The sequence below is a fragment of the Inquilinus sp. 2KB_23 genome, assembly GCF_052115705.1.
Taxonomy (GTDB): Bacteria; Pseudomonadota; Alphaproteobacteria; order DSM-16000; family Inquilinaceae; genus Inquilinus; species Inquilinus ginsengisoli_A.
In genome coordinates, this window is record NZ_JBFRHF010000001.1 from 374,680 (window position 1) to 398,685 (window position 24,006).

The 24,006-nt window shown below is 70.1% G+C and carries 21 protein-coding genes; 10 read left to right on the plus strand and 11 right to left on the minus strand.

The window, feature by feature from the left end; translation table 11 throughout:
• Positions 1–41 precede the first annotated feature (41 nt).
• The gene (locus AB4112_RS01615; RefSeq protein ID WP_309800361.1) at positions 42–1,007 is read right to left on the minus strand and encodes a helix-turn-helix transcriptional regulator; all 966 of its coding nucleotides are present in this window, start codon (positions 1,005–1,007) and stop codon (positions 42–44) included.
• Positions 1,008–1,162: 155 nt separating this feature from the next.
• A complete protein-coding gene (locus AB4112_RS01620) occupies positions 1,163–1,516 on the minus strand; it encodes a DUF1428 domain-containing protein (protein ID WP_309800362.1) in 354 nt (117 codons plus the stop codon).
• Positions 1,517–1,896: 380 nt separating this feature from the next.
• Between AB4112_RS01620 and AB4112_RS01625 the strand changes: the two genes are divergently transcribed.
• Positions 1,897–3,165: a VTT domain-containing protein gene (locus AB4112_RS01625; protein ID WP_309800363.1), complete on the plus strand. Its 1,269-nt coding sequence runs from the start codon at positions 1,897–1,899 to the stop codon at positions 3,163–3,165.
• Here the strand turns inward: AB4112_RS01625 and AB4112_RS01630 are convergent.
• Positions 3,134–3,766: a TetR/AcrR family transcriptional regulator gene (locus AB4112_RS01630; RefSeq protein ID WP_441716771.1), complete on the minus strand. Its 633-nt coding sequence runs from the start codon at positions 3,764–3,766 to the stop codon at positions 3,134–3,136. The two genes, AB4112_RS01625 and AB4112_RS01630, sit on opposite strands and share 32 nt — an antisense overlap.
• A 102-nt stretch (positions 3,767–3,868) precedes the next feature.
• On the opposite strand from AB4112_RS01630, the gene AB4112_RS01635 reads away from it, so the two are divergent.
• Positions 3,869–4,609: an SDR family oxidoreductase gene (locus AB4112_RS01635; RefSeq protein WP_441716772.1), complete on the plus strand. Its 741-nt coding sequence runs from the start codon at positions 3,869–3,871 to the stop codon at positions 4,607–4,609.
• 169 nt (positions 4,610–4,778) lie between these two features.
• Positions 4,779–6,317 (plus strand): MFS transporter, encoded by a 1,539-nt coding sequence (locus AB4112_RS01640; protein ID WP_441716774.1) that lies wholly within the window; start codon positions 4,779–4,781, stop codon positions 6,315–6,317.
• Between the two features lie 48 nt (positions 6,318–6,365).
• On the opposite strand, the gene AB4112_RS01645 is transcribed toward AB4112_RS01640, so the two are convergent.
• Positions 6,366–6,926 carry a hypothetical protein gene (locus AB4112_RS01645; RefSeq protein WP_441716776.1) on the minus strand — a complete coding sequence of 187 codons (561 nt, stop codon included), beginning with the start codon at positions 6,924–6,926 and terminating at the stop codon, positions 6,366–6,368.
• Positions 6,927–7,187: 261 nt separating this feature from the next.
• On the opposite strand from AB4112_RS01645, the gene AB4112_RS01650 reads away from it, so the two are divergent.
• From AB4112_RS01650 to AB4112_RS01670, 5 genes are all read left to right on the plus strand, one after another.
• The gene (locus AB4112_RS01650; RefSeq protein WP_441716777.1) at positions 7,188–7,961 is read left to right on the plus strand and encodes a GntR family transcriptional regulator; all 774 of its coding nucleotides are present in this window, start codon (positions 7,188–7,190) and stop codon (positions 7,959–7,961) included.
• Positions 7,962–8,012: 51 nt separating this feature from the next.
• Positions 8,013–8,696 (plus strand): amino acid ABC transporter permease, encoded by a 684-nt coding sequence (locus AB4112_RS01655; RefSeq protein WP_309800369.1) that lies wholly within the window; start codon positions 8,013–8,015, stop codon positions 8,694–8,696.
• A gap of 10 nt (positions 8,697–8,706) precedes the next feature.
• The gene (locus tag AB4112_RS01660) at positions 8,707–9,369 is read left to right on the plus strand and encodes an amino acid ABC transporter permease (protein WP_441716780.1); all 663 of its coding nucleotides are present in this window, start codon (positions 8,707–8,709) and stop codon (positions 9,367–9,369) included.
• The gene (locus tag AB4112_RS01665; RefSeq protein ID WP_441716782.1) at positions 9,344–10,072 is read left to right on the plus strand and encodes an amino acid ABC transporter ATP-binding protein; all 729 of its coding nucleotides are present in this window, start codon (positions 9,344–9,346) and stop codon (positions 10,070–10,072) included. Before AB4112_RS01660 ends, AB4112_RS01665 begins: the two co-directional genes overlap by 26 nt.
• A 61-nt stretch (positions 10,073–10,133) precedes the next feature.
• A complete protein-coding gene (locus AB4112_RS01670) occupies positions 10,134–10,925 on the plus strand; it encodes a transporter substrate-binding domain-containing protein (RefSeq protein ID WP_309800374.1) in 792 nt (263 codons plus the stop codon).
• Between the two features lie 59 nt (positions 10,926–10,984).
• Here the strand turns inward: AB4112_RS01670 and AB4112_RS01675 are convergent, their stop codons facing one another.
• Positions 10,985–11,830 (minus strand): YihY/virulence factor BrkB family protein, encoded by an 846-nt coding sequence (locus AB4112_RS01675; protein WP_309800376.1) that lies wholly within the window; start codon positions 11,828–11,830, stop codon positions 10,985–10,987.
• A gap of 237 nt (positions 11,831–12,067) precedes the next feature.
• On the opposite strand from AB4112_RS01675, the gene AB4112_RS01680 reads away from it, so the two are divergent.
• On the plus strand, positions 12,068–14,395 hold the full coding sequence (locus tag AB4112_RS01680) for a molybdopterin guanine dinucleotide-containing S/N-oxide reductase (RefSeq protein ID WP_309800377.1): 2,328 nt from the start codon (positions 12,068–12,070) through the stop codon (positions 14,393–14,395).
• Between the two features lie 334 nt (positions 14,396–14,729).
• Complete coding sequence (locus AB4112_RS01685; RefSeq protein WP_441716785.1) at positions 14,730–16,040, plus strand: O-acetylhomoserine aminocarboxypropyltransferase/cysteine synthase family protein; 1,311 nt, start codon at positions 14,730–14,732, stop codon at positions 16,038–16,040.
• Between the two features lie 23 nt (positions 16,041–16,063).
• Here AB4112_RS01685 and AB4112_RS01690 read toward each other — a convergent pair whose 3' ends face one another.
• The 6 genes from AB4112_RS01690 to AB4112_RS01715 form a co-directional block, all read right to left on the minus strand.
• Positions 16,064–16,972 (minus strand): hypothetical protein, encoded by a 909-nt coding sequence (locus tag AB4112_RS01690; RefSeq protein ID WP_309800380.1) that lies wholly within the window; start codon positions 16,970–16,972, stop codon positions 16,064–16,066.
• Between the two features lie 289 nt (positions 16,973–17,261).
• Positions 17,262–18,236, minus strand: a complete 975-nt coding sequence (locus AB4112_RS01695; RefSeq protein WP_309800382.1) for a substrate-binding domain-containing protein — start codon at positions 18,234–18,236, stop codon at positions 17,262–17,264.
• Entirely contained in the window at positions 18,233–19,549 is a 1,317-nt protein-coding gene (locus AB4112_RS01700) for an ABC transporter permease (RefSeq protein ID WP_309800383.1), read from the minus strand. The genes AB4112_RS01695 and AB4112_RS01700 overlap by 4 nt, the downstream gene beginning before the upstream one ends.
• A complete protein-coding gene (locus AB4112_RS01705; protein ID WP_309800385.1) occupies positions 19,546–21,117 on the minus strand; it encodes a sugar ABC transporter ATP-binding protein in 1,572 nt (523 codons plus the stop codon). Before AB4112_RS01705 ends, AB4112_RS01700 begins: the two co-directional genes overlap by 4 nt.
• A 76-nt stretch (positions 21,118–21,193) precedes the next feature.
• The gene (locus tag AB4112_RS01710) at positions 21,194–22,261 is read right to left on the minus strand and encodes a LacI family DNA-binding transcriptional regulator (protein WP_309800386.1); all 1,068 of its coding nucleotides are present in this window, start codon (positions 22,259–22,261) and stop codon (positions 21,194–21,196) included.
• Positions 22,262–22,319: 58 nt separating this feature from the next.
• The gene (locus AB4112_RS01715) at positions 22,320–23,885 is read right to left on the minus strand and encodes an MFS transporter (RefSeq protein ID WP_309800388.1); all 1,566 of its coding nucleotides are present in this window, start codon (positions 23,883–23,885) and stop codon (positions 22,320–22,322) included.
• Positions 23,886–24,006: the final 121 nt, after the last annotated feature.

A 24,006-nucleotide genomic window follows, 5' to 3' on the forward strand; every position in this document is an offset into this window, starting at 1 on the left:
CGGCACCGGAATTGACTCGCGGTGCAGTCGGCGTCTGGCGGTCAACGCATGGCGGTCGGGGTGCAGCCGAAGCGCCGGCGGAAGCAGCGGTTGAAATAGGACACGTCGCTGAAGCCGACCGCCAAAGCGAGGTCGGCGATGCGCAGGGCGTCGGACCTCCGGTCGCCCAGCAGGACCGCGCTGCGCTGCAGCCGCAGCTCCAGCACCCGCTCGGCGAAGCCCGTCCCGGTCTCCTGCAGCAGGTCGTGGATGTAGCGGACGGAGAGGCCGAGCTGGCGGGCGAGCGACTTCACCGAGAAGCCGGGATCGGTGTAGCCGTCGCGGATGCCGGCGAGGACGGCGTCGATCCGCGCCGCGCGCAGACCCCGCGACGCCGCCTGCCGGGCCGCATCCCCCGCGCCCCGGAGGACGAGGGTGAGCAGGTCCATCAGGGTGGTGGAGATGTGGGCGGCCAGCGCGGGGTCGTCGCTGGGCGGCGTGTCGTTCAGCAGCGTCAGATAGCTGCGCAGGAAGGCCAGCGACGCGCCGGACCGGCTGGTGGCGAGCAGATCGTCGACCCCGCCGAGCGCGCCGCGCATCAGCTCGCCCGGCACGACCAAGTTGCGCCAGACATGCCCGCCGCGCGGCGCCGCCCCGCCGGTGATCGAACCGCATTCCTGGGTCGACATCAGCGCCGCCGCGCCGGGCGCCAGCGCCATTTCGCGCCCGACATGCAGGCCGCCGACCGTGTCGGGCCCATCGTTGATCATCAGGAAATAGGCGTCCTGGCTGTCGGCGTGCAGGTCATGCGGGGTCCGCTTGACGGTCTGCACCGTCCCGCTGAAGCTGGCGAGCCCGACCGCGCCGTAGAGCGTCATGTCGAGGTCCGCCCGGAACGGCGCCGCCTCCGAGATCCGGATGTCCAGGGACCCGATATTGGCGATGTAGAGATCGCGCCACAGCGAAAACCGCGCCCGCTCGTCGAGGCCATGCGGCAGCGCCTGGGACGAAAACCGGATGCCCTGCATCGTCGACGTCCCCGAAAGCATTCGAATATGCAGCTGCACCGTAACCTTTCGCGCAGCGATCGACAACGTTTGCGCGGCCGTTCGGACCTTATCCTGCGCGGATGGTGTCCCGGCCGGCACCCTTCACGGGCGCCGGCCGGGTCGATCAGCTGAGCTCAAAGCTCCACGAAGGCCTCGAACCCGCCAAAGATCATGCGCTTGCCGTCGAAGGGCATCGACGCCGGATCCATCTCGATCCGTGGGTCGGCCATCACCTTGGCCATGATCGAATCGCGCGCCGCGCGCGATTCATAGACGACCCAGGAGAACACCACGACCTCGTCCTCCTTCGCCTGCACCGCGCGCGGGAAGGAGGTCAGCTCGCCATAGGGCACGTCGTCGCCGATGCACTCGGCATAGGCCAGCGCCCCGTGCTCCTTCCACACGGCGCCGGCCTTGCGCGCCAGCGCCTTGTAGGCATCGAGCTTGGCCTTCGGCACCGCCAGCACGAATCCGTCGACATAGGACATCCCGCCCTCCTCTCGTGGTTGCTGACCCAAGGACGGTCCGGCGGCGCCGGTTCCGACATCGCCGCGAGATTTTTTCAGGCTTTCGCCAGAATCCGCATCGGGTGCGGCCGCAGCGTGTCGTGCGCGAACTGCACGACGGCGGGCAGCTTGGGCAGGGCCTAGGCCCGGCTGGGGTTAGTACAGGAACAGGCCGGGGGTGCCGCCGGAAATCGAGCCTGCATAGAGTCCTACTGATCGTGCTGGAGGGGGACGTTGCTGCCGCGGCGGAACGCCGCTTTCGGGCCCGGCCTCTCGCTTCGGTTCTGGTGGAAGCGAAGCGGCGCTATCATCTTCCCGCGATCTCCCTGTATCTCCTTGTTATGATGCATCCGGAGTCGTCCATGGATCCGCTTGGAGACCTCATGCCCTGGATCGCCGCCTGCAGTGTCGCGGGCCTGCTCGGCATCACCCTGTTCGAACGGCTGCTGCCGGTGCTGCCCTCCTATGGCCTGCTGGTGGCGGTCGGGGTAGCGGTGAACGAGGGCTACTGGTCGTGGCCGATGGCCCTGGCGCTGTCCGTGGCCGGCAGCTTCGCCGGCAGCGTGCTGTTCTACGGGCTGGGCTGGGGGTTGGGCGAGGCCCGCGCCGGGGCGCTGCTGCGGCGCTCCGCCGGGTTCTTCGGCATGGCGCCGGCGCGGATCGACGGCTGCATCGCCTGGCTCCGCGACCGCGGGGCAGTGTTCGCGCTGTTCGCCCAGCTGGTGCCGACCGTGCGGCTGGTGGTGCCCGGCATCGCCGGGCTGCTGCGCGCCCGGCCGCTGATGTTCTTCACCGCGACCGCCCTCGGGATCGGCCTGTGGAACGGGCTGTTCATCGGCACCGGCTATGCCGCGGCGACGCTGGTCCAACCCAATCCGAATGCCACCGCGACCGCGCTGAAGGCGCTGGTCGCATTGCTGTTGCTGGAGCTTCTGGGCACCATGATCTGGCGCAACTTCTCCCGGCGGCGTCAGGCCGTCGGCCTCGCCGCCTCGACCGCCGGGGCATCGCCGGCGACCCTGCCGCCGATGGTGGCTTCGCGCCGCCAGGATGCGGCGGATGACTTCGCCTTCTTTCGGGCCTGGCTGAAGGCGCCGCTGCGGGTGGCCGCGGTGGTGCCGTCCGGCCGGGCGCTGGCCGCCGCGATCACCGCCGAGATCGTTCCGGACACCGCCCCGGTGATCGAGCTGGGGCCCGGCACCGGCGCCTTCACCCGGGCGCTGCTGGCCCGCGGCGTGCCGGAATCGCGGCTGGCCCTGGTCGAGGCCGGGCCGGACTTCGCCAAGCTGCTGCAGGAGCGGTTCCCCGAGGCGCAGGTGCTGTGCATGAACGCCACCCGGCTGTCAGCCGCCGATCCGTTCGGCGGCGAGAAGGCCGGCGCGGTGGTCAGCGGCCTGCCGGTGCTGTCGATGCCGCCGCGGGCGGTGATCGCCATCCTCGACGGCGCCTTCCACCACCTGCGCCCGGACGGCGCCTTCTACCAGTTCACCTACGGCCCGCGCTGCCCGATCCCGCGCGCCATCCTCGACCGGCTCGGGCTGAAGGCGGTGCGGATCGGCCGGGCGGTGGCGAATGTGCCGCCGGCCGCGGTCTACCGCATCAGCCGGCGCTGGCAGCGGCCGCCGGCGTAGCCGCCGTCATCGCGTCCCACGCCGCCATGGCGTGGTCGATGATGGCGTGCATCTCGGCGCGGCTGGTGCCGTCGCGGGCCTTGATCGACATCCCCGCCAACACGGTCGAATAGAAGCCGGCCAGCGGGCCCAGCGCCGTGCCCGGCGGGAACTCGCCGGCCGCCGCCCCCTGTTCCAGCCGGCGCAGCAGCAGGCCGCAGGATTCCTGGTGCAGGTCCAGCAGGTGGGCACGCACGCCCTCGTGCTCGGGCGCCGTGTTGATGGCGCCGAGGATGACGAAGCAGCCATTCGGCAGGGCGGGATCGGTGAAGGCGTCGGCATTGTCGCGCAGCATCGCCTCGATAGCCGCGCGTGCGGTCCGCTGGCAGTCCAGCGCCCGGCGCGTGGCGGCGCCGTCGGTGGCGCGGTACAGCGCGATCGCCTCGCGGAACAGCGCCTCCTTGCTGCCGAAGGCGGCGTAGAGGCTCGGCGCCGCGATGCCCATCGCCGCGGTCAGGTCGGCCATCGACACGCCCTCGAAGCCGCGCCGCCAGAACAGCTCCATCGCCCGCCGCAGGGCGGCGTCGCGATCGAAACCACGGGGCCGGCCACGTTCCGCCATCTCAATTCCTTTCTTTAACGTTCCATAAATAATTCTCTTGACCGTCGGATGCAACCGTTCCATTGATTTGTTTATCGATCATTAAAAATATGGAGACTTCGCATGCCCGACCTGACCGGAAAGGTGGCGCTGGTCACCGGCGCCAGCCGCGGCATCGGCGCCGCCATCGCCCTTCGCCTGGCGCGGGACGGCGCCGATGTCGCCCTGACCTACAGCGCCTCGCCCGAGAAGGCCCAAGCCGTGGGGCGGGAGATCGAGGCGCTCGGCCGGCGCGCCCTTGTGCTGCAGGCCGACAGCGCCGACCCGGCCGCGGCCGCGGCGGCGGTGGACCTTGCGGCGGAAGGGCTGGGCCGGCTCGACATCCTGGTCGCCAATGCCGGCATCGCCATCCAGAAGCCCTTCGCCGAATTCAGCCTCGAGGATTTCGACCGCACCCTCGCGATCAATGTCCGCGGTGTCTTCGTCGCCGCCCAGGCCGCTTCCCGCCACCTGCCGGAGGGCGGGCGGATCATCATCATCGGCAGCAACCTGGCCGACCGGGTGCCGCGGGCCGGCGCCACGCTCTACACCCTCAGCAAGACCGCGCTGACCGGCCTGGCCAAGGGCGCAGCCCGTGATCTCGGGCCCCAGGGCATCACCGTCAACCTGGTGCAGCCGGGCCCCACCGACACCGACATGAATCCGGCCGACGGGCCGCGCGCCGACACGCTGCGGTCGCTGATGGCGATCCCGCGCTACGGCAGCGGCGCCGACATCGCCGGGCTGGTCGCCTGGGTGGCCTCGGCCGAGAGCCGCTTCCTCACGGGGGCCGCGCTGACCATCGACGGCGGCATGTCGATCTGACAGCCCGTTTCGAAACTCGCCCCGGCGGCCGTCTGACGCGGTTTTCTGCGCTTCCGGTGCTCACGGACCCAAACGTCCGCTGCGCTCCGGTTCTCGAAAACCACGCCAGCCGACTCACCGGAGCGAGTTTCGAAACGGACCTTGATCCTCGCATCACGGGAGCAACGAGATGACCGCACGCGCGATCTCCGACGGCACCGCCAACAGCGCCTGGGTGCTCGGCGCCGTCTGCCTCGCCGGGCTGATGATGCCGCTCAGCTTCACCGGCCCGGCGGTGGCGCTGCCGGCGATCGGCCGCGACCTTGGCGGCAGCCCGCTGGCGCTGGCCTGGGTGGTCAACGCCTTCGTGCTCAGCTTCGGCAGCTTCGTCATGGCGGCCGGTGCGCTGTCCGACCAGCTCGGCCGCAAGCGCATGTTCCGCGCCGGGGTGGCCGGCTTCTCGCTGCTGTCGCTGGTGATCGGCTTCGCCCCCTCGGTGGTGGTGCTCGACCTGCTGCGCGGCGCCCAGGGCGTCGCCGCGGCGATCGCCATGGCCGGCGGCGCTGCCTCGCTGGCGCAGGAGTTCGAAGGCCCGGCCCGCACCCGCGCTTTCAGCCTGCTCGGCACCAGCTTCGGCATCGGCCTGGCCTTCGGCCCGATCCTGGCCGGCGCGCTGGTCGAGACGCTGGGCTGGCGCGCCATCTTCCTGACCGGCACGGTGATCGGCTCGGCTGTGCTGGGGTTCGGCGTGCCTCGGATGCGGGAATCGCGCGATCCCGGCGCCACCGGCGTCGACTGGCCGGGGCTGCTCGGCTTCACCGCCGCCCTGGTGCTGCTGACCTTCGGCATCATGCAGGGGCCGCAGAGCGGCTGGGGCAGCCCGGTGGTGCTGGCCCTGCTGCTCGGCGCCGCCGCGATGCTGGCGCTGTTCGTGGCGGTCGAGACCCGGGTGCGGCGGCCGATGCTCGACCTGTCGCTGTTCCGCTATCCCCGCTTCGTCGGGGCGCAGTTCCTGCCGATCGCCACCGCGGTCTGCTTCGTGGTGCCGCTGGTGCTGCTGCCGGTGCGCTTCATCGGCGCGGAGGGGATGAGCGAGATCGAGGCCGGCGGGCTGATGATCGCGCTGTCGGCGCCGATGGCGGTGGTGCCGTTCCTGGCCGGGCTGCTGGCCCGCCGGTTTTCGGCAGCGGCGCTGTCCGGCCTCGGCCTGGTGGTCGCGGCGCTCGGCCTCGCCTGGCTCGCCGCCGTGCCGGTCGGCGCCGGCGCCCTGGCGCTGGCCCTGCCGATGCTGGTGGTCGGCGTCGGCACCGGCCTGCCCTGGGGGTTGATGGACGACCTGTCGGTCAGTGTGGTGCCGCGCGAGCGCGCCGGCATGGCCACCGGCATCTTCTCGACCATGCGGGTGGCGGGCGAGGCGGTGGCGATCGCGGCCGCCGGGGCGGTGGTGGTGGCGCTCGGCCAGTCCGGCCTGCACCAGGCCGTTGGAAGCGAGTCCGCGGCGCGGGTGGCCGAGGCGGTCAACGCCATGGCCGGCGGTGACCTCGGCCGGGCGGAGGCGTTGTTGCCCGGCCTCGGCCGGGCGGCGCTGGCCCAGGCCTATGGCGGGGCCTTCCAGGCCATGCTGGCGGTGCTGGTGGCCGCGACCCTGGCGGCGGCGCTGGTGGCCTATGCCCTGCTGCGCCGCCGAGAGCGGGTGACGTTGGAGACGACGGAGGCCTGCGAGGTGTGAAAGCGTTGCCTCTCCCGCCACGCGGGAGAGGCAACGTGTTTGTGGCCCTTACGACGCGTCCGGGATCAGCTTGGCGCGCAGCGAGCGGCGGGCCTCGCGGTCCAGGCGCTGCAGGGCCTCGCGGATCTGCTGGGTGATGGCGCCGGAATCGCCGTCCGGGGTGCGGAAATAGGCCTGCGCCTCGGCGATCAGCACGGGCAGGGTGGCAGCCGCGGCCTTGGCGGCGGCGGCCTGCGACGTCGCCTTCGCGGCCATGCCGCGGATGCTCTGCGCCAGCTCGGCGGCGGAATCCTTCCAGGCGGCGGGCCCGGGGTCGGAGACGTCGGTCGCCGCCTCCTCGACGATCTGGTCGATCAGCACCCCCGAATCGCGGGCGCCGGACCAGGAGGCCGCCAGGCGACCGTCGCGGTCGCGGATCTCGGTCCAGCGGAAGGTCTGGCGTTCCTCGTCGGTCAGGATGCGCTCGACCCGGGCGAACATGCCGGTCACCGACCGGGCCCAGCCGGCGGGCAGCGTGGCCAGCTGCTCACGCACCTTGGCGTCCGCGCGGGCGCCGCAACTCTTCAGCATCTGCTTCAACCGCTGATGGGCCCGCTGTTTCACGACCATCCTCTTCGCTCTCCCTATCAACACCAGGCCCCGGCGTTCTGCTCCCATCCGGTTCAGGGGGGCGCCACGATCCTTCGACCCTTTAATCAAATGACCTTCCTCCGCGAGAATCAAGTCACACCCTGTCGCGGTGGCTAATTCTTTCGATCGATTCCGCTGGAGGCCGCGGAATCCCTCAATCGTGATCCGTACCATACCAGAGCTTGATCAACTGATATTTTAGTATACGCTGCATATCACAAACGCGGTGGGGAGACGCGGATGCGAGGTGCGGCCATGGCCGAAGAGGGTGACGGGTCGGTGGGACGGCGGCGGATGCCGCGATCGCCGCGGCTGGACGCATGGTCGACCGGCCAGCCCAACACCGCCGCGGCGCTGATTCGCCGGGCGCTGCGCGGCGACATCGTCGCGCTGCGGCTGAAGCCCGGCGCGCCGCTGGTCGAGAAGGAGATCGCCGAGCTCTACGGCGTCAGCCGGACCCCGGTGCGCGAGGCCATGCTGCGGCTGGCCGATGAGGGGCTGGTCGACATCTTCCCGCAATCCGGCACCTTCGTGTCGCGCATTCCGGTCCGGTCCCTGCCCGAGGCGATCATCATCCGCAAATCGCTGGAGGAGACGACGGCGCGGCTGGCGGCCGAGCGCGCCAGCGGCAGCCAGATCGCCGGGCTGCGCGCGGTGATGGAGCGGCAGCGCGAGCGGGCGGCGGCGGACGACCGCGACGGCTTCCACCAGGCCGACGAGGCCTTCCACGCCGGCGTGGCCGATGCGGCGGGCCATCCCGGCATCTGGACCCTGGTGCAGCAGGTCAAGCTGCAGGTCGACCGCTACCGGCGGCTGACCCTGCCCGAGGACGGGCGGCTGCCGCGGGTGATCGCGGAGCACGACGCCATCCTGGCGGGGATCGAGGCGCATGACCCCGATCGCGCCGCGGCGCGGATGGGGGCGCATCTCGGCGCGCTGCTCGGCGAGATCGGCGACATCCAGGGCCACAACCCGGATTACTTCATCGATGCGGCGAGGCCGATCGGCTTCTAAGCGGCGCAAGCCTGGGACCAGGCTGCAAGACAAGGGAGGATTGGCGGCCCGATGCGGTACGAGTTCGATTTCGACAGCCTGGTCGCGTATTGGCCGTCCTTCCTGCGCGGCGCGCTGATGACGCTGGAGATGACGGCGCTGGCCACGGTGCTGGGCTTGGCCATCGGCGTGGTCCTGGCGATCGGCCGGCGCGGCCGGTCGCGCTGGATCGCCGGGCTGTGCGGCGCCTATGTCGAAATCGTCCGCAACACCCCCTACCTGATCCAGATCTTCTTCCTGTTCTTCGGCCTGTCCAGCATCGGCCTGCGGCTGCCGATCTTCTTCGCCGCGGTGCTGACCATGGTGATCAATGTCGGGGCCTACACCGCCGAGATCGTGCGCGCCGGCATCGACACCGTGCCCCCCGGCCAGGTCGAGGCGGCCCAGGCGCTGGGCCTGTCGACGCCGCAGATCTACTGGGACGTGATCCTGCGCCCAGCGCTGGAGCGGGTGTATCCGGCGCTGACCAGCCAGTTCGTGCTGATGATGCTGGCCTCCTCGATCACCTCGCAAATCTCGGCGGAGGAGCTGACGGCGGTGGCCAACAACATCCAGTCCGACACCTTCCGGCCGTTCGAGACCTACATCGTGGTGGCGGTGCTCTACCTCGCCATGGCGATGCTGCTGAAGTTCGGCTTCCACCTTTTCGGCCAGGCGATCTTCCCGCGCCGCCGCCGGCTCGGCACCCCGTTGTAGGAGAGGCCGGATGGGCGGCGCCTTCACCTTCAACCACCTGGTCTACCTGCTGCAGGGCGTGGTCTGGACCGTGGTGCTCTCGCTGCTGGCCTTCGGCCTCGGCGGGGTCGCCGGCTTCGGCGTCATGCTGCTGCGGATCGCCCGCCGCCGTTGGGTGCGGCGCGCGGCCTTCGTCTATGTCCAGATCGTCCAGGGCACGCCGCTGCTGATCCTGCTGTTCCTGGTCTATTTCGGGCTCGGCATCGTCGGCATCGAGATCCCGCCGCTGCTCGCCGCCGGGGTGTCGCTGATGGTCTATTGCAGCGCCTTCCTGGGCGAGATCTGGCGCGGCTGCGTCGAGGCGATCCCGAAGACGCAGAGCGAGGCGGCGGAATGCCTGGCCCTGACCCGCTGGCAGGTGCTGGTCGACGTCATCCTGCCGCAGGCGGCGCGCATCGCCACGCCGCCGACCGTCGGCTTCCTGGTCCAGGTGCTGAAGAGCACCTCGCTCGCCTCCGTGGTCGGCTTCGTGGAACTGACGCGCGCCGCCCAGGTCATCAACAACTCGCTGTTCCAGCCGTTTCTCGTCTTCGGCATCGCAGGGCTGTTCTACTTCGCCCTCTGCTATCCGCTGTCGCGTTGGAGCCGTTCGCTCGAAAGGAAGCTGAATGTCGGCCGTCGTCACGCTGCGTGATGTGCATAAGCGTTTCGGGGACCTCGAAGTGCTCAAGGGCGTGTCCTTCGAAGTCGCCAAGGGCGAAGTCGTGGCCGTGATCGGCCGCAGCGGCTCGGGCAAGAGCACCGCGCTGCGCTGCGTCAACCGGCTGGAGACCATCCAGTCCGGCAGCATCGAGGTCTGCGGCCACCGGGTGGATTCGGCCGATCTGAACCTGCGCGCTTTGCGCCAGGACGTCGGCATGGTGTTCCAGAGCTACAACCTGTTCCCGCATTTGACGGTGGAGCAGAACATCACTTTGGCGCCGCGCCGGGTCCGCAAGATCCGCGGCGCCGAGGCGCGCGACCTGGCCCGCGGCGCGCTGGAGCGGGTCGGCCTGGCCGACAAGATCCAGGCCTATCCGGAGCAGCTGTCCGGCGGCCAGCAGCAACGGGTGGCGATCGCCCGGTCGCTGGCGATGAACCCGCAGGTGATGCTGTTCGACGAGGTCACCTCGGCGCTCGATCCGCATCTGACCGGCGAGGTGCTGAAGGTGATGGAAAGCCTGGCGCGCGGCGGCATGACCATGATCGTGGTCACCCACGAGATGGCCTTCGCCCGGCGCGTCGCCAGCCGGATCGTGTTCATGCATCTCGGGAAGGTCTGGGAGACCGGGCCGGGCGAGATGCTGACAGCCCCCCGGACGGAGGAACTCCGCGACTTCCTGTCCAACGAACTCTAGCCGCGGGACCCGGTGCCGGCCCGATGCCGGACGACAAGACAAATGAGGGTGGAGGAACGTCATGACGCTGACAGGTTTGCTGAAGGTCGCCGCGGCTGCGGCGGCGCTGTGGGTCGCGGCCGCGCCGGTGGCGCAGGCGGATTCGCTGGATGACATCAAGGCGGCGAAGAAGGTGCGCATCGCCGTGGCCATGGGGGTGCCGCTGTTCGCCTTCGTGGACGACAAGCTGCAGCCCACCGGCTCGGATGTCGAGACCGCCAAGATGATCGCCAAGGACCTCGGCGTCGAACTCGAGCTGGTCCAGATCACCAACGCCGCCCGGGTGCCGACCATCCAGACCCGCAAGGCCGACTTCCTGGTCGCCGACCTGGCGATCACTGACGAGCGCAAGAAGGCGGTCGACTTCACCATCCCCTACGCCACGCTGAGCATCGTGGTCGCGGCCCCAGCCGGCGAGGCGATCAAGGATTATCCGGACCTGGCCGGCAAGCGCATCGGCGTCACCCGCGCCACGGTCAACGACACGCTGGTGACCCAGAACGCCAAGGACGCCGACATCGTCCGCTTCGAGGACGACGCGACGCTGATCACCGCGGCGGTGTCGGGCCAGGTCGACATCGTCTCGACCCAGGCGGCGGTGGTCGCGGAGATGAACAAGAACCGCACCGAGAAGCTCGAGACCAAGTTCGTGCAGCGCGAGCTCAACCTCGGCATCGCCCTGCCGAAGGGCGAGACCGCGCTCAAGACCTGGCTCGACGATTGGATCAAGACCCATTTCGCCGATGGCAGCCTGAATGCCACCTTCAAGAAGTTCCACGATCGCGACTTGCCGCCCGATCTCGTCACGCGCTGATCGGATGCGGCGCCGGCGGCGGCGGGTGGGGCCGCCGCCGCGTCAGGAAGGGCGCCGCGTCAGGAGGGTGGCCTGCGTCCAGGTCGGGGGCCGCGTTCGCGCTCGATCTCGGCATTCAACTCGGCGCCGATCAGGAAGATCACGGTCGACAGCCAGATCCAGGTCAGGAAGCCGATGACGGCGCCCAGCGACCCGTAGGTCGCGCCATAATTGCCGAAATTGGCGACGTACCACGAGAACAGCATCGACCCGCCGAGCCAGATGGTGGCGGCGATGATACCGCCCCAGTTCAGCCAGTGCTCGCGCCGCCCGCCGGGGCCGTAGCGGTACACCAGGGTCAGCGCCAGGATGGTCACCAGGTACAGGGCAGGCCAGCGCAGGATCCAGACCAGCGTGCCTGCGGCCGGCCCCAGCCCGACCAGGTTCAGGACGATCGGCACCGCCACCACCACGCCGATCGCCAGGGTGGCGAAGACGATGGCGCAGACCGTGAACAGCAGCGACACCGCATTCAGCCGGATGAAGCCGCGCCGCTCCTCTTCGTCATAGGCCACGTTCAGGGCATCGAACATCGCCTTGACCCCGGCATTGGCGCTCCACAGCGAGATCGCCAGGCCGGCGAAGAAGGCGATGCCCAGGCTTTTCGGCGGCTGGCTGGCAATGCGCTGCAGCTGCCCGCCGATGATCTCCAGCCCGCCGCTGGGCAGGATGAAGGCGAGGTCGTCGATGTTCTGCTGCACGGTGGAGACGTCGGCGATCAGCCCGTACAGCGACACGAACACGCCGATTGCCGGGAACAGCGCCAGCAGGGTGTAGTAGGCGACGCCGGCGGCCAGGGCGAAGACCCGGTCGTCGCCGATCTCGTGCCACACCCGCCACAGGACGATGCCGCAGCGGCGCGCCATGCGCTTCCATGGGCGCCTCCGTGGGTTGGGCGCGCCGGTCGCTGGTTCGGTTGCCTCCTCCGCCTCCATCCCGCTCCCCATTGCGGCCCCTGCCTCCGACTCCGAACGGCGCGGCGGTGGCCGCGTTCCCGGATTCCGACCATAAGTGTTGGCGGCCATGCCGGAAATCCGGTTGACGCGGCGGGCCTGGCTGCGACGATCGGGTTATCCGCCTGCGATCGACCAGGGAGCTTCGCCGTGCGCCGTCTCAGCCCGTCCTCCACCCATTACGGCGCCGTCATGGCTGTCGTCGACGGCGACAAGCTGGTCGGCATCGAACCCTATGCCAGCGACATCGACCCGTCGCCGATCATCAACTCGCTGCCCGGCCTGGTGCACAGCAGGCTGCGCATCTCGCAGCCCATGGTCCGGGCCGGCTGGCTGGCGAAGCGGCACAACAGCGACACCAGCCGCCGCGGCGCCGACGCCTTCGTGCCGGTGTCTTGGGAGACGGCGTTGGCCCTGGCGGCGGAAGAGCTGGCGCGGGTGCGGACCGAACACGGCCCCGAATCCGTCTATGGCGGCAGCTACGGCTGGGGCAGCGCCGGCCGGCTGCACAACGCCCCGACGCTGCTGCGCCGCATGCTCGGCGTCACCGGCGGCTACACCGCCTCGGTCAACAACTACAGCTTCGGCACCGCCCTGCCGCTGATGCCGCACATCATCGGCGACTTCAACCGGGTGCTGACCGACATGACCGACTGGCGCAGCATCGCCAGCGACGCCCGGCTGGTGGTGGCTTTCGGCGGCATGCCGCCGCGCAACAGCCAGATCGCCTCCGGCGGCACCGGGCGGCACCAGCAGCGCGACTGGAACCGCCGCAGCCGCGAGGCCGGGGTGCAGTTCGTCTATATCGGCCCGGTGCGCGACGACATGGCGGCCGAGGCCGGGGCCGAATGGCTGGCGCCGCGGCCCAACACCGACACCGCGATCATGCTGGGCCTGGCTCACACCCTGGTGACGGAGGGGCTGCACGACCGCGCCTTCCTCGACCGCTGCACCACCGGCTTCGACCGCTTCCTGCCCTATCTCATGGGCAAGGCCGACGGCGTGGCCAAGGACGCCGACTGGGCATCCGCGATCTGCGGCCTGCCCGCCGCCACCCTGCGCGACCTGGCCCGGCGCATGGCGTCGCAACGCACGCTGATCAGCCTCAGCTGGTCGCTGCAGCGCTCCGACCATGGCGAGCAGCCCTACTGGATGGGCACGGTGCTGGCGGCGATGCTGGGCCAGATCGGCCTGCCCGGCGGCGGCATCGGCTACGGCTACGGCGCCGAAAGCAATGTCGGCTCGGCCAGCGACGGCCGCGGCCGCGCCCGCATCGGCGCCGGGCCGAACCCGACCGGCCGCTACATCCCGGTGGCCCGCATCTCCGACCTCCTGCTCAACCCGGGGATGGAGGACGACTACAACGGCCAGAAGATCACCTATCCCGACACGCGGCTGGTCTACTGGGCCGGCGGCAACCCGTTCCACCACCATCAGGACCTCAACCGCCTGCTGCTGGCCTGGCGGAAGCCGGAGACGGTGATCGTGCAGGAGCCGTGGTGGACGCCGGTGGCCCGCCGCGCCGACATCGTGCTGCCGGCCACCACCAGCTTCGAGCGCAACGACATCGGCGGCGCCGCGCGCGACCCCTTCATCCTGGCGATGCCGCAGGCGATCCCGCCGGTCGGCCAAGCGCGCAGCGACTTCGACATCCTGGCCGAGCTGTCCGACCGCGGTGGCGTGCGCGAGACCTTCACCGAAGGCCGCGACGAGATGGGCTGGGTGCGCCACTTCTACGACGGCGACCGCCGCGCCGCGGCCGAGGAGGGCGTCGAGCTGCCGGGCTTCCAGGAGTTCTGGGAGCGCGGCCATGTCGAGATGCCGCTGTCGGCCCGGCCGAAGATCCTGCTCGAGGCGTTCCGCGCCGATCCCGGCGCCAACCCGCTGGCCACGCCGAGCGGCCGGATCGAAGTGTTCTCCGACCGCATCGCCGGCTTCGGCTATGACGACTGCCCGGGCCATCCGGTGTGGCTGGCGCCGGCGGAATGGCTCGGCGCGGCGGCCACCGACCGCTTCCCGCTGCACCTGATCTCGAACCAGCCGAAGACCCGGCTGCACAGCCAGCTCGACGCCGGGGTGACCAGCCGGGGCGAGAAGGTGGCGGACCGCGAGCCGGTATGGATCCACCCGACCGACGCCGCGGCGCGCGGCATCCAGGACGGCGACGTGGTGCGGCTGTTCAACGACCGCGGCGCCTGCCTCGCCGGGGCGCTGGTCACCGACCGGGTGATGCCGGGCGTGATCCAGCTGGCCACCGGCGCCTGGTACGACCCGGAGGTGCCGGGCGAGATCGGGGCGATGTGCAAGCACGGCAACCCCAATGTCCTGACCCGCGACAAGGGCACGTCGCGGCTGGGGCAGGGGCCCAGCGCCCACACCTGCCTGGTCGAGATCGCGAAGCACGAAGGCCCGGTGCCGCGGGTGACGGCCTTCGACCCGCCCGAGATTCTCGATCCGCAGGCCGAGGCGGCGGAGTAACGCCGCCCACGGGGTAGGTTGGGTTCGCCTCGGCGAACCCAACATCGGGCCGCAGATCCGGACGGGACATGTTGGGTTCGCGAGCCGCGAACCCAACCTACTCGCACTTTGTCATGCCACGGCTTGACCGTGGCATCCAGGGGCGGCCAGAGCGGCTCTTCGGGGCCCCTGGATTGCCCGGTCAAGCCGGGCAATGACATCTGAGGAGTAGTTATAACATCATGAAATAGTTATATATGTTAATGAACAAACAGAAAATGACTTTGCAAATTGTGCCGCACCAAATCCGTGTTAATCTCTCCATGACGCCATTGCCTTACCTCGGGAGAGAGAGATGTCCGATCCGGCGCTGCGCCCCGAAACCCTCGCCCTCCATGCCGGCTGGCGGGCCGATCCGGCGACCGGCGCCGTGGCGGTGCCGATCTACCAGTCGACCTCCTTCCAGTTCCGCGACACCGACCACGCGCAGAAGCTGTTCGCGCTGGAGGAGCTGGGCAACATCTACAGCCGCATCGGCAACCCGACCAACGACGTGCTGGAACAGCGGATCGCGGCGCTGGAGGGCGGGGCCGCGGCGCTCGCCGTCGGCTCCGGCCAGGCGGCCTCGGCCTTCGCGGTGCAGAACCTGGCCCGGGTCGGCGACAACATCGTCAGCTCGACCGACCTCTATGGCGGCACCTGGAACCTGTTCGCCAACCGGCTCAAGGACCAGGGCATCGAGGTCCGCTTCGTCGACCCGGCCGACCCGGAGAATTTCCGCCGTGCGGTCGACGACCGCACCCGCGCCTTCTACGCCGAAAGCCTGCCCAACCCCAAGCTGACGGTGTTCCCGATCGCGGAAGTGGCCGCCATCGGGCGCGAATTCGGCATCCCGCTGATCGTCGACAACACCGCCGCCCCGGTCCTGCTGCGGCCGTTCGAGCACGGCGCCGCCGTGGTGGTGTATTCCACCACGAAGTATATCGGCGGCCATGGCACCTCGATCGGCGGGCTGATCGTCGATGGCGGCAATTTCGACTGGGCGGCGCATCCCGAGCGGCAGCCGGCGCTGAACACGCCGGACCCCAGCTATCACGGCGCAGTCTGGGTCGAGGCGACGAAGCCGCTCGGCCCGGTGGCCTACATCGTCAAGGCGCGGACGACGTTGCTGCGCGACCTCGGCTCGGCGCTGTCACCGTTCAACGCCTTCCAGATCCTGCAGGGGCTGGAGACGCTGCCGCTCAGGATCGAGCGGCATTCCCAGAACGCCAGTGCCGTCGCCGCCTTCCTGGCGCGGCAGCCGGAGGTGACGCGGGTGATCCACCCGTCGCTGCAGACCGGGGTGGCGCGCGACCGGGCCGAGCGCTACCTCAAGGGCGGCTTCGGCGGCCTGGTCGGGTTCGAGCTGGCCGGTGGGGCCGAGGCGGGGCGCCGCTTCATCGACGGGCTGCAGCTGTTGTACCACGTCGCCAACATCGGCGACGCCCGCAGCCTGGCGATCCACCCGGCCTCGACCACCCATTCGCAGCTGACCGCCGAGGAGCAGCAGGCGACCGGCGTCTCCGCCGGCTATGTCCGGCTCTCGGTCGGGATCGAGCATATCGACGACATCCTGGTCGACCTCGAGCGCGGCCTCGGCGCGGCCAGGGTGGCGAAGGCGGCGTAGGCTGGCGGCGCTTCGGAGGTGACTCACGCCCCCGGGATCATGATGTGCGGCGGCAGGGGCTCCAGCCCCGGGGCGCCGAGATAGCTGACCACCGGCTTCTTCGCCTCGGCCTTGCGGTATTCGCCGTAGATTGCGCCGGCCCGGCACTGCCGGTCCAGCGCCGGGGTCCGGCCGTCGCGGTTGATCCAGACCTTGGTGCCGACCCGGGTGAACCGGATCAGGGCGGACGGATTCAGCGGGTCGGCCAGGTACAGCCGGTCGCGGCCGCCGATCGCGCCGTCCCGCAGGTCGGGCAGCGGGAAGCGGTCGTCGAGGTCGAGGCGGACGCCGGTGAGGGCGACCGCGCATTCATGGCCGTTGTGGTCGAGATGGAAGAAGACGTTGACCTCGCCGACATACTGGGCCGGCAGCACATACATGGTCCAATGCGGGCCGTCGTAGCGGCCGCCCCATCCGGCCGGGTCGATCGCCGCGGTCAGGGTGCGCAGCATGCCGAACTGCCGTGTCTGGATGCAGGCGATGTCGGCGCCGCACTGCTCGACCCAGCGGCGCACGGCCAGGCGCATGGCGTCGGTCTTTCCGGGGCCGACCTGCGCCGGCCCGGTCGCCGCGATCTTCCAGCCCTGGATGCCGTCGATCTGGCGGTCCAGCCACAGCGCGGTCGGCGACCCGCAGATGGCGCGCTGCGCCGGGCCCAGCCGGCCCGAGCCGCAGCCGGGCCCGGCGCCGACCTCGGCGATGGCGTCGGGCGATGACGGCTCGGGCAGGGCTGCAACCCGCGGTGGTGCGGTGGGGGGCAGCCCGGGGATGAGGATGCCGGGATAGGGCACATCGGTCACCGGCCCTTCACCGACCAGCGGCGCGTCACCGGTGGTAACGTTGCCACAGGCGGCCAGGAACAGGCACGCGGCGAGGCAGAATCTGAAGGCCATGGTGTCCGTCCCGGTGCGGCGTTGAGGACAAACCCGCGATGCCTCGGGGATCAGGCCGCGCCGAAGTCGAAATGCCGGTCGGGCGCGTCCTGATGTCTCGAAATACATCGTTCGTGAAATAATGATCTGCAAACTGGAAGCTTAAGATAATGTTAATTTCTGAAGATGCCCAGAGGGAACTGCAACCAGAAATCAGATAAAATTTTACAGTTGTTGCGTCGATCCAAGGGGTCCGCAGTCCAGGCGCAGGCCGGGCCCGCCCATCGGCGAGCCCAACCTGCGGCCGGTGCTACAGCAGCCCGTTCCGCTTCAGGATCTCGGGTGCGTTCTCCTTGGTGATGGTCTCGGTCGGCAGGACGATGGTCTTCTCGACCTTTTCGCCCTTCAGCAGCTTCACCGCCTGGCGCAGGCCTTCGGCGCCCGGGGTCGGGTACAGGAAGGTCGCCGCCAGCTCGCCCTTGTTGACCCAGACCACGCCCTCGTTGGGCAGCCCGTCGACGCCGACGAACTTGATCTCCTTCTCGCGCCCAGCATCCTTGGCGGCGAGATAGGCGCCATAGGCCATCGGGTCGTTGTGGCCGTAGACCAGATCGATCTTCTCGAAGTTGCGCAGCGCCGTGGTCATGATGTCGTAGGCCAGGTTCTGCTTCCAATCGGCCGACTGCTTGTCCAGCAGGTATTTCAGCCCGGGCTCCTTGTCCGCCACGGCGTGGAAGCCGTCGGACCGGTCATGCGAGGCCTGGGTGCCGAGGCCGCCCCAGATCTCCACCACATTGCCCGCGGCCTTGCCCGGGCCGCCCAGGGTCTTGACCACGAAGTCGCCCACCGCCTTGCCGATCACCACATTGTCGCCGCCGATGAACTGGGTGTAGCCCTGGGTGTCGACGTTGCGGTCCAGCACGAAGACCGGGATCTTGGCGGCGATCGCCTTCTCCACCACCCCGGTCAGCCCGGCCGATTCCTTGGGCGAGATCAGCAGGGCGTTGACCTCCTGCCGGATGAAGTTCTCGACATCGGCGACCTGCTTCTCGGTCTTGTCCTCGGCGTCGGCGATCAGCAGCTCGACATCGGGCTGCTTCTCGGCCTCGGCCTTGATGTCCTTGTTGAACTGCACCCGCCATGGCTCCAGCGTCGTCGCCTGGGAGAAGCCGATGCGCCATTTCTTGTCGGCGGCGCGGGCCGCGGTCCAGCCCGCGGGCAGGTACAGGGTGACGCCGGCGCCCAGCGCCAGCGCGGTGGTCTTCAGAAGATCGCGACGGTTCATGGTTGCGTTCCTTCCCGATGGATCAGCGACGATCCTTGTTGGCCCGGCGCCTCGGATCGGGCGGCGGGGTCCCGCCGGGCTGCGCGCGCCGTGCGGAACGGCGCCAGCAGATCGGCCAGGTTGCGCTCCTGCAGCAGCACGGTGACGATGATGATCGCCCCCTTGAACACGAGCTGCAGGTTTGAGTTGATGTTGTGGAGCTGCAGGATGTTCGACAGCAGCCCGAAGATCAGGACCCCGACCAGGGTGCCGGCCAGCGCGCCGCGCCCGCCCATCAGGCTGGTGCCGCCGATCACCACCGCGGCGATGGCGTCCAGCTCCAGCCCCGCCCCGGCGTCCGGCTTGCCCTGGCGGTACTGGGCGACATAGAGGATGCCGGCCAGGGTCGACAGCATGCCGGAGAAGGCGTAGGCGGCGATCTTGACCCGGTCGACCGGAATGCCGGACAGCCGTGCCGCCTCCTCATTGCCGCCGATGGCGTAGACGTAGCGGCCGAACACGGTCAGGCGCAGCAGCACCGCGAACACGGCGACGGCGGCCAGGAAGAACAGGCCCGGCACCGGCAGCACGCCCCACAGCATGCTGCGCAGCAGCTCGATGTCCTCGGTGGCGTTGGTGCCGGCATAGACCGGCAGCACCGCGCTGTCCTGCCCCGCGGTCAGCCGCGACAGGCCCAGCATGCCGACCATCATCGCCAGGGTGACGATGAAGGGCTGCAGCCGGCCGGCGACGATGATGGCGCCGCTGACCGCGCCGACCATCAGCCCGGCACAGGGCACCGCCACCAGCAAAGCGGGGACGCCGAATTTGGTGTCGACCTGCGGCACCAGCCAGGCTGCCACCAGCGCCGCCAGCGCCAGGCCGGCGGCGCCCGGCACCCAGCCGTCGCGCAGCGGGTCGGCCGCCGCGCGGTGGCGGGCGCCGACCGGCCCGGCCGTGCGGCGCAATCCCCGTCCGACGAACCGGACCAGCAGGAAGGCGGCGACGAAGGCGACGGCGATCGCGGCCGGCACTCCGACCCCGGCGGCGCTGGTCCAGCCGGCCTGGGTCAGCAGCGTCGCGGTCAGCACCGTGCCGAAGGCCATCACCGACCCGACCGACAGGTCGATGCCGGCGATCAGGATCACCACGGTCATGCCGACCGCGGCGAGGCCGGTGATCGAGACCTGGCGCAGCACGTCGGTCAGGTTGCCGTAGGACAGGAAGATGTTCTTGCCGCTGCCGGTGACCGGCGAGAAGGCGACGCCGATCAGCAGGATGACCAGCAGGCCCCAGTACAGCTTGGTGCGGGACAGCAGGCGCAGCAGGGTCATGACGCAATCTCGGCGGATCGGGTGGGGGTGCGGGCGGTGGCGAGGTGCATGATCGCCTCCTGGCTGGCCTCGGCGCGGGACAGCAGGCCGGTCTGCCGACCCTCGCACATCACCAGGATGCGGTCGGCCAGAAGCAGCAGCTCGGGCAGTTCGGAGGAGACCAGCAGGATGGCGATGCCCTGGCCGGCCAGGGCGAAGACCAGGTCGTAGATCTCCTTCTTGGCGCCGACATCGATGCCGCGGGTCGGCTCGTCCAGCAGCAGCACGCGGGGCGCGGTGGCCAGCCACTTGCCGATCACCACCTTCTGCTGGTTGCCGCCGGACAGGCGGCCGGCCGGCTGCTGCGGCCCGGTGCAGCGCACCCCCAACCGGCCGATGGTGTCGCGCGCCAGCGCCGCCTCGCGCCCGAACAGCCGGATGCCCAGCCGGGACAGCAGCGGCAGCGAAGGCAGGGCCAGGTTGTCGCGGATCGAGGCGCCGAGCAGCAGCCCGGTGACCTTGCGGTCCTCGGTCACCAGCGCCAGCCCGTGCCGCTTGGCGGCGATCGGGCCGTCGATCGCGACCTCGGCGCCGTCGATGCGGACGGTGCCGCCGCGGCGGCCGCGGGCGGAGCCGAAGATGGTCTCCAGGATCTCGGTGCGGCCGGCGCCCAGCAGCCCGCCGATGCCCAGGATCTCGCCGGGATGCAGGTCGAAGCCGACGCCGTCCAGCACCCGGCGCCAGCCGCCGCGCCGTCCCGGCACCTCCAGCGACAGGTCGCGGACGCTCAGCACCGGCGCCCCGGCGGCGTCCCGTCCCGCCGGATGCGCCGCCGCGGCCAGCTCGCGCCCGACCATATGGGCGATGATGCGCTCACGGGTCAGCGCGGCGATCGGCGCGGTGGCGACGGGACGGCCGTCGCGCAGGATGGTGACGCGGTCGGCCAGGTCCATCACCTCGTCCATCCGGTGCGAGATGTAGACCACCGCGACGCCGTCGCGGGCCAGCTGGCGCACCACCGCGAACAGGGTGGTGCACTCCGCCGGCGACAGGGCCGAGGTCGGCTCGTCCATGATCAGGATGCGGGTGTCCAGCGACAGCGCCTTGGCGATCTCGACCAGCTGCTGCTCGCCGACCCGCAGGCTGGCCACCCGGGCGTCCGGGTCGATGGCGATGCCCAGGCGGCGGATCAGCCGGGCGGCCGCCGCGCGCAGGGCCGGCCCGTCGACGAAGATGCCGCCGCGCAGGGGCTCGCGGCCCAGGAAGATGTTCTCGGCCACGGTCATGCCCGGCACCAGGTTCAGCTCCTGGTGGATGATGCCGATGCCGGCCTCCTCGGCGTCGCGCACCCCGGCGAAGCGGCGTGGCACGCCGTCGACCGCGACCGTGCCGTCATAGTCGGTGTGGATCCCGGCCAGGATCTTCATCAGGGTCGACTTGCCGGCGCCGTTCTCGCCCATCAGCGCGTGGATCTCGCCGGGGAACACCGCCAGGTCGACGCCGTGCAGCACCGTGACCCCGGCGAAGGCCTTGCCGATGCCGACGGCCTCCAGCGCCGGGATGCCCGGTGCCGGTCTCTCTGTGCCCACACTCTCTGTGGCAGTGGTCGACACGTCTCCTCCCCCATCGGTCTCGGCGGCTTCGTTGCGTCCGCCCGGTTGGCTGCTACGGCGGTCCGGCCTCCTCCGTCGCCCGCCTCCGTGCCGGGCTGAAAGCTTTCATCGCTGGTGGCGCAGCCGTGGTTTCGCGCGCGATCAGCGGCGCCGGCAGGCGGATGTGCTCCGCCGCCCGGTCCGGCGCCTCGAACCCCGCGGTCAGGATGCGCCAGGCATGCCCGGCCAGCGCCTCGGTCGGCTGGCGGATGGCGCTGACGAAGGGCCGCAGCACGGTCAGCCAGGCGAAATCGTCGAAGGCCAGCAGCGACAGGTCCTGCGGGATCGCCAGCCCGGCATCCTGCACCGCGCGCAGCACGCCCAGCGTGGCGACGTTGCTGCCGGTGAAGATCGCGGTCGGCCGATCCGGCCCGGCCAGCACCGGCAGCACCCCGGCCCGGGTCTCCTCCTCGGTCATGCCCGGCAGCAGCACCCGGGCGCGGTCCTGCAGCCCGGCATCGCGCATCGCCGCCAGGAAGCCGTCGACCCGCGCCGCGCTGTTCCACAGCCGGGTGGAATTGATGACGAAGGCCAGGTCGCGGTGGCCGAGGCCGAGCAGGTAGTCCGTTCCGGCCCGGGTCGCCGCGGCGTTGTCGGACGCGACCGACGGGAAATGGTCTTTCGCCGCGACGCGGTCCAGCACCACCACCGGGATGCGGTGATGCCGCATCTCGCGCTCGGTCGCCGACCAGTCGCGGGTCGGGATGATGATCAGCCCGTCGACCCGGCGCGACAGCAGCGCCCGCACCCGCTCATGCTCGCGCTCCGGGTCCTCGCGCGAGGTGACGATGATGACCTCGTAGGCCTGCGACAGCGCCAGGTTCTCGAGGTGTTCGACCAGCTCGTTGAACACGATGTTGAGCACGTCGGGCACCACCAGCCCGATGGTGCGGGTGCGCTGGCGGCGCAGCCCGGCGGCCAGGCTGTTGGGGCGATAGCCCAGCGCCTCGGCCGCATCCAGCACGCGCTGCCGGCTTTCGGCGGCGACGCTGGTCTTGTCGTTGAACACGTTGGAGGCCGTGCCGAGCGAGACGCCGGCCCGCGACGCGACCTCCCGGATCGTCGTCTTCCGCTGCGACATCCCGCAACTATGAAACGTTTCATGCGGGAGTCAACCGTCCCGAATGGGGCAGGGCGGGCTACTTCTCCGCCGTGGAGCAGGCGGCCAACCCGGCCGCGCCAGCCTCGGCGTTGCGGGGGCCGAAGACCATGAAGCTGGCCACGGCCAGGACCCAGACGCCGATGCCGCCATACAGCATCACCAGGCCGAAGCCGTGGACCAGGGCCGCATGCAGCACGGTGCCGGACGGATCCAGGGCGGACAGCGCGGGGAAGTCCTGCGGCAGCGCCCCCAGATTGCCGGCGGCGGTGCGTTCCGCCAGGGTCCGCAGCTGCGCCGCGTCGAAGGCGCCGGGCAGGGCGCTTCTCAGCGAGGACAGCACCCCTTCCAGCAGGATGAAGCCCATCAGCGCGATGTTGATGGCCAGGGTGATCAGCCGGGCGCTCATGTCGATGCCCGAGGCCATGCCGGCGCGGGTGCTGGGCACCGAGCCGGTGGTGGTGTTGGTCACCGGCGTGTTGGTCAGGCCCAGGCCGGTGCCGGCCACCAGCGACCCCGGCAGCATGGTCAGCCAGCCGGCCTGGTCGGCGCCGCTGCCGATCCGCATCAGGATGAAGCCCAGCCCGATGGTGAACAGGCCGAAGGGGATGACCAGGCGCGGCTGGTAGCGCAGCGACAGCCGCTCCGCCAGCGGCGGGATCACCAGGGTGGGCAGGGTGTAGGCCAGCAGCGACAGCCCGGCGGTGACGACGTCGTAGCCCAGCGCGCTCTGGAAATAGATCGGCAGGTAGATCATGAACGGCCAGAAGCTGAAATTCATGCCCACCGACCCGATCAGTGCGCCCGAGAAGTTGCGGATGCCGAAGACCGAGAAGTCGAACATCGGATAGGGGTTCAGCCGCTCCGCGACGATGAAGGCGATGAAGCTGGCCGCGGCGGCGGCGATGATGCCGAGGGCGGCGGCGCTGCCGAAGCCGAGATCCGACCCCTGGGTGATGAAGTAGGTCAGGCCGAACACCGCCAGCGACAGGGTGACGATGCCCGGCAGGTCCAGCCGCTTGGCCTGCGGGTCTCGGGATTCCTCGACGCTGCCGAACACCAGGGCCACGGTCAGGGCGGTCAGCACGACATGGACCAGGAACACCCATTGCCAGTTCGACACGGCGACGATCATGCCGCCGATGATGGGGCCGAAGCCCAGGCCGGTGCCGAACACGATCCCCCAGGTGGCGAAGGCCCTGCCGCGTTCGCGGCCCGCCTGGAACTGGTGCGATAGGATGGCGATCTGGCAGATCAGCATCGCCCCACCGCCCATGCCCTGCAGGAAGCGGCTGACGATCAGGACCGGCGTGCTCTCCGCCACGCCGCAGATCAGCGAGGTGATGCCGAACACCGCCAGGCTGACCAGGAAGATGCGCTTGCGGCCATAGCGGTCGGCCAGCGTGCCGGCGGCCATCAGCACCGTGGTGCAGGCGATGGTGTAGGCGTTCATGATCCACTGCATGTCCTTGAAATCGGCATGCAGCACATGTTCGAGGGTCGGCAGGATCACCGGCACGCTGGAGATTTCAAGGCCGAACATCAGCGCCGCCAGGCAGATGGCGGCCAGCGCGACGGTGTTTCTGCCGGAGCGGGAAATGGTCATCGGTCGCTCTTTCCAGGGTGAGCCGCGGGGAAGGCCTGCCCTCCAACGTCGTGCTCTCCCGGCCGGGATTGAACCCGGGCGATCCTTGTTTCAGAGATATCGATCCGGCATCGCTGCCCGG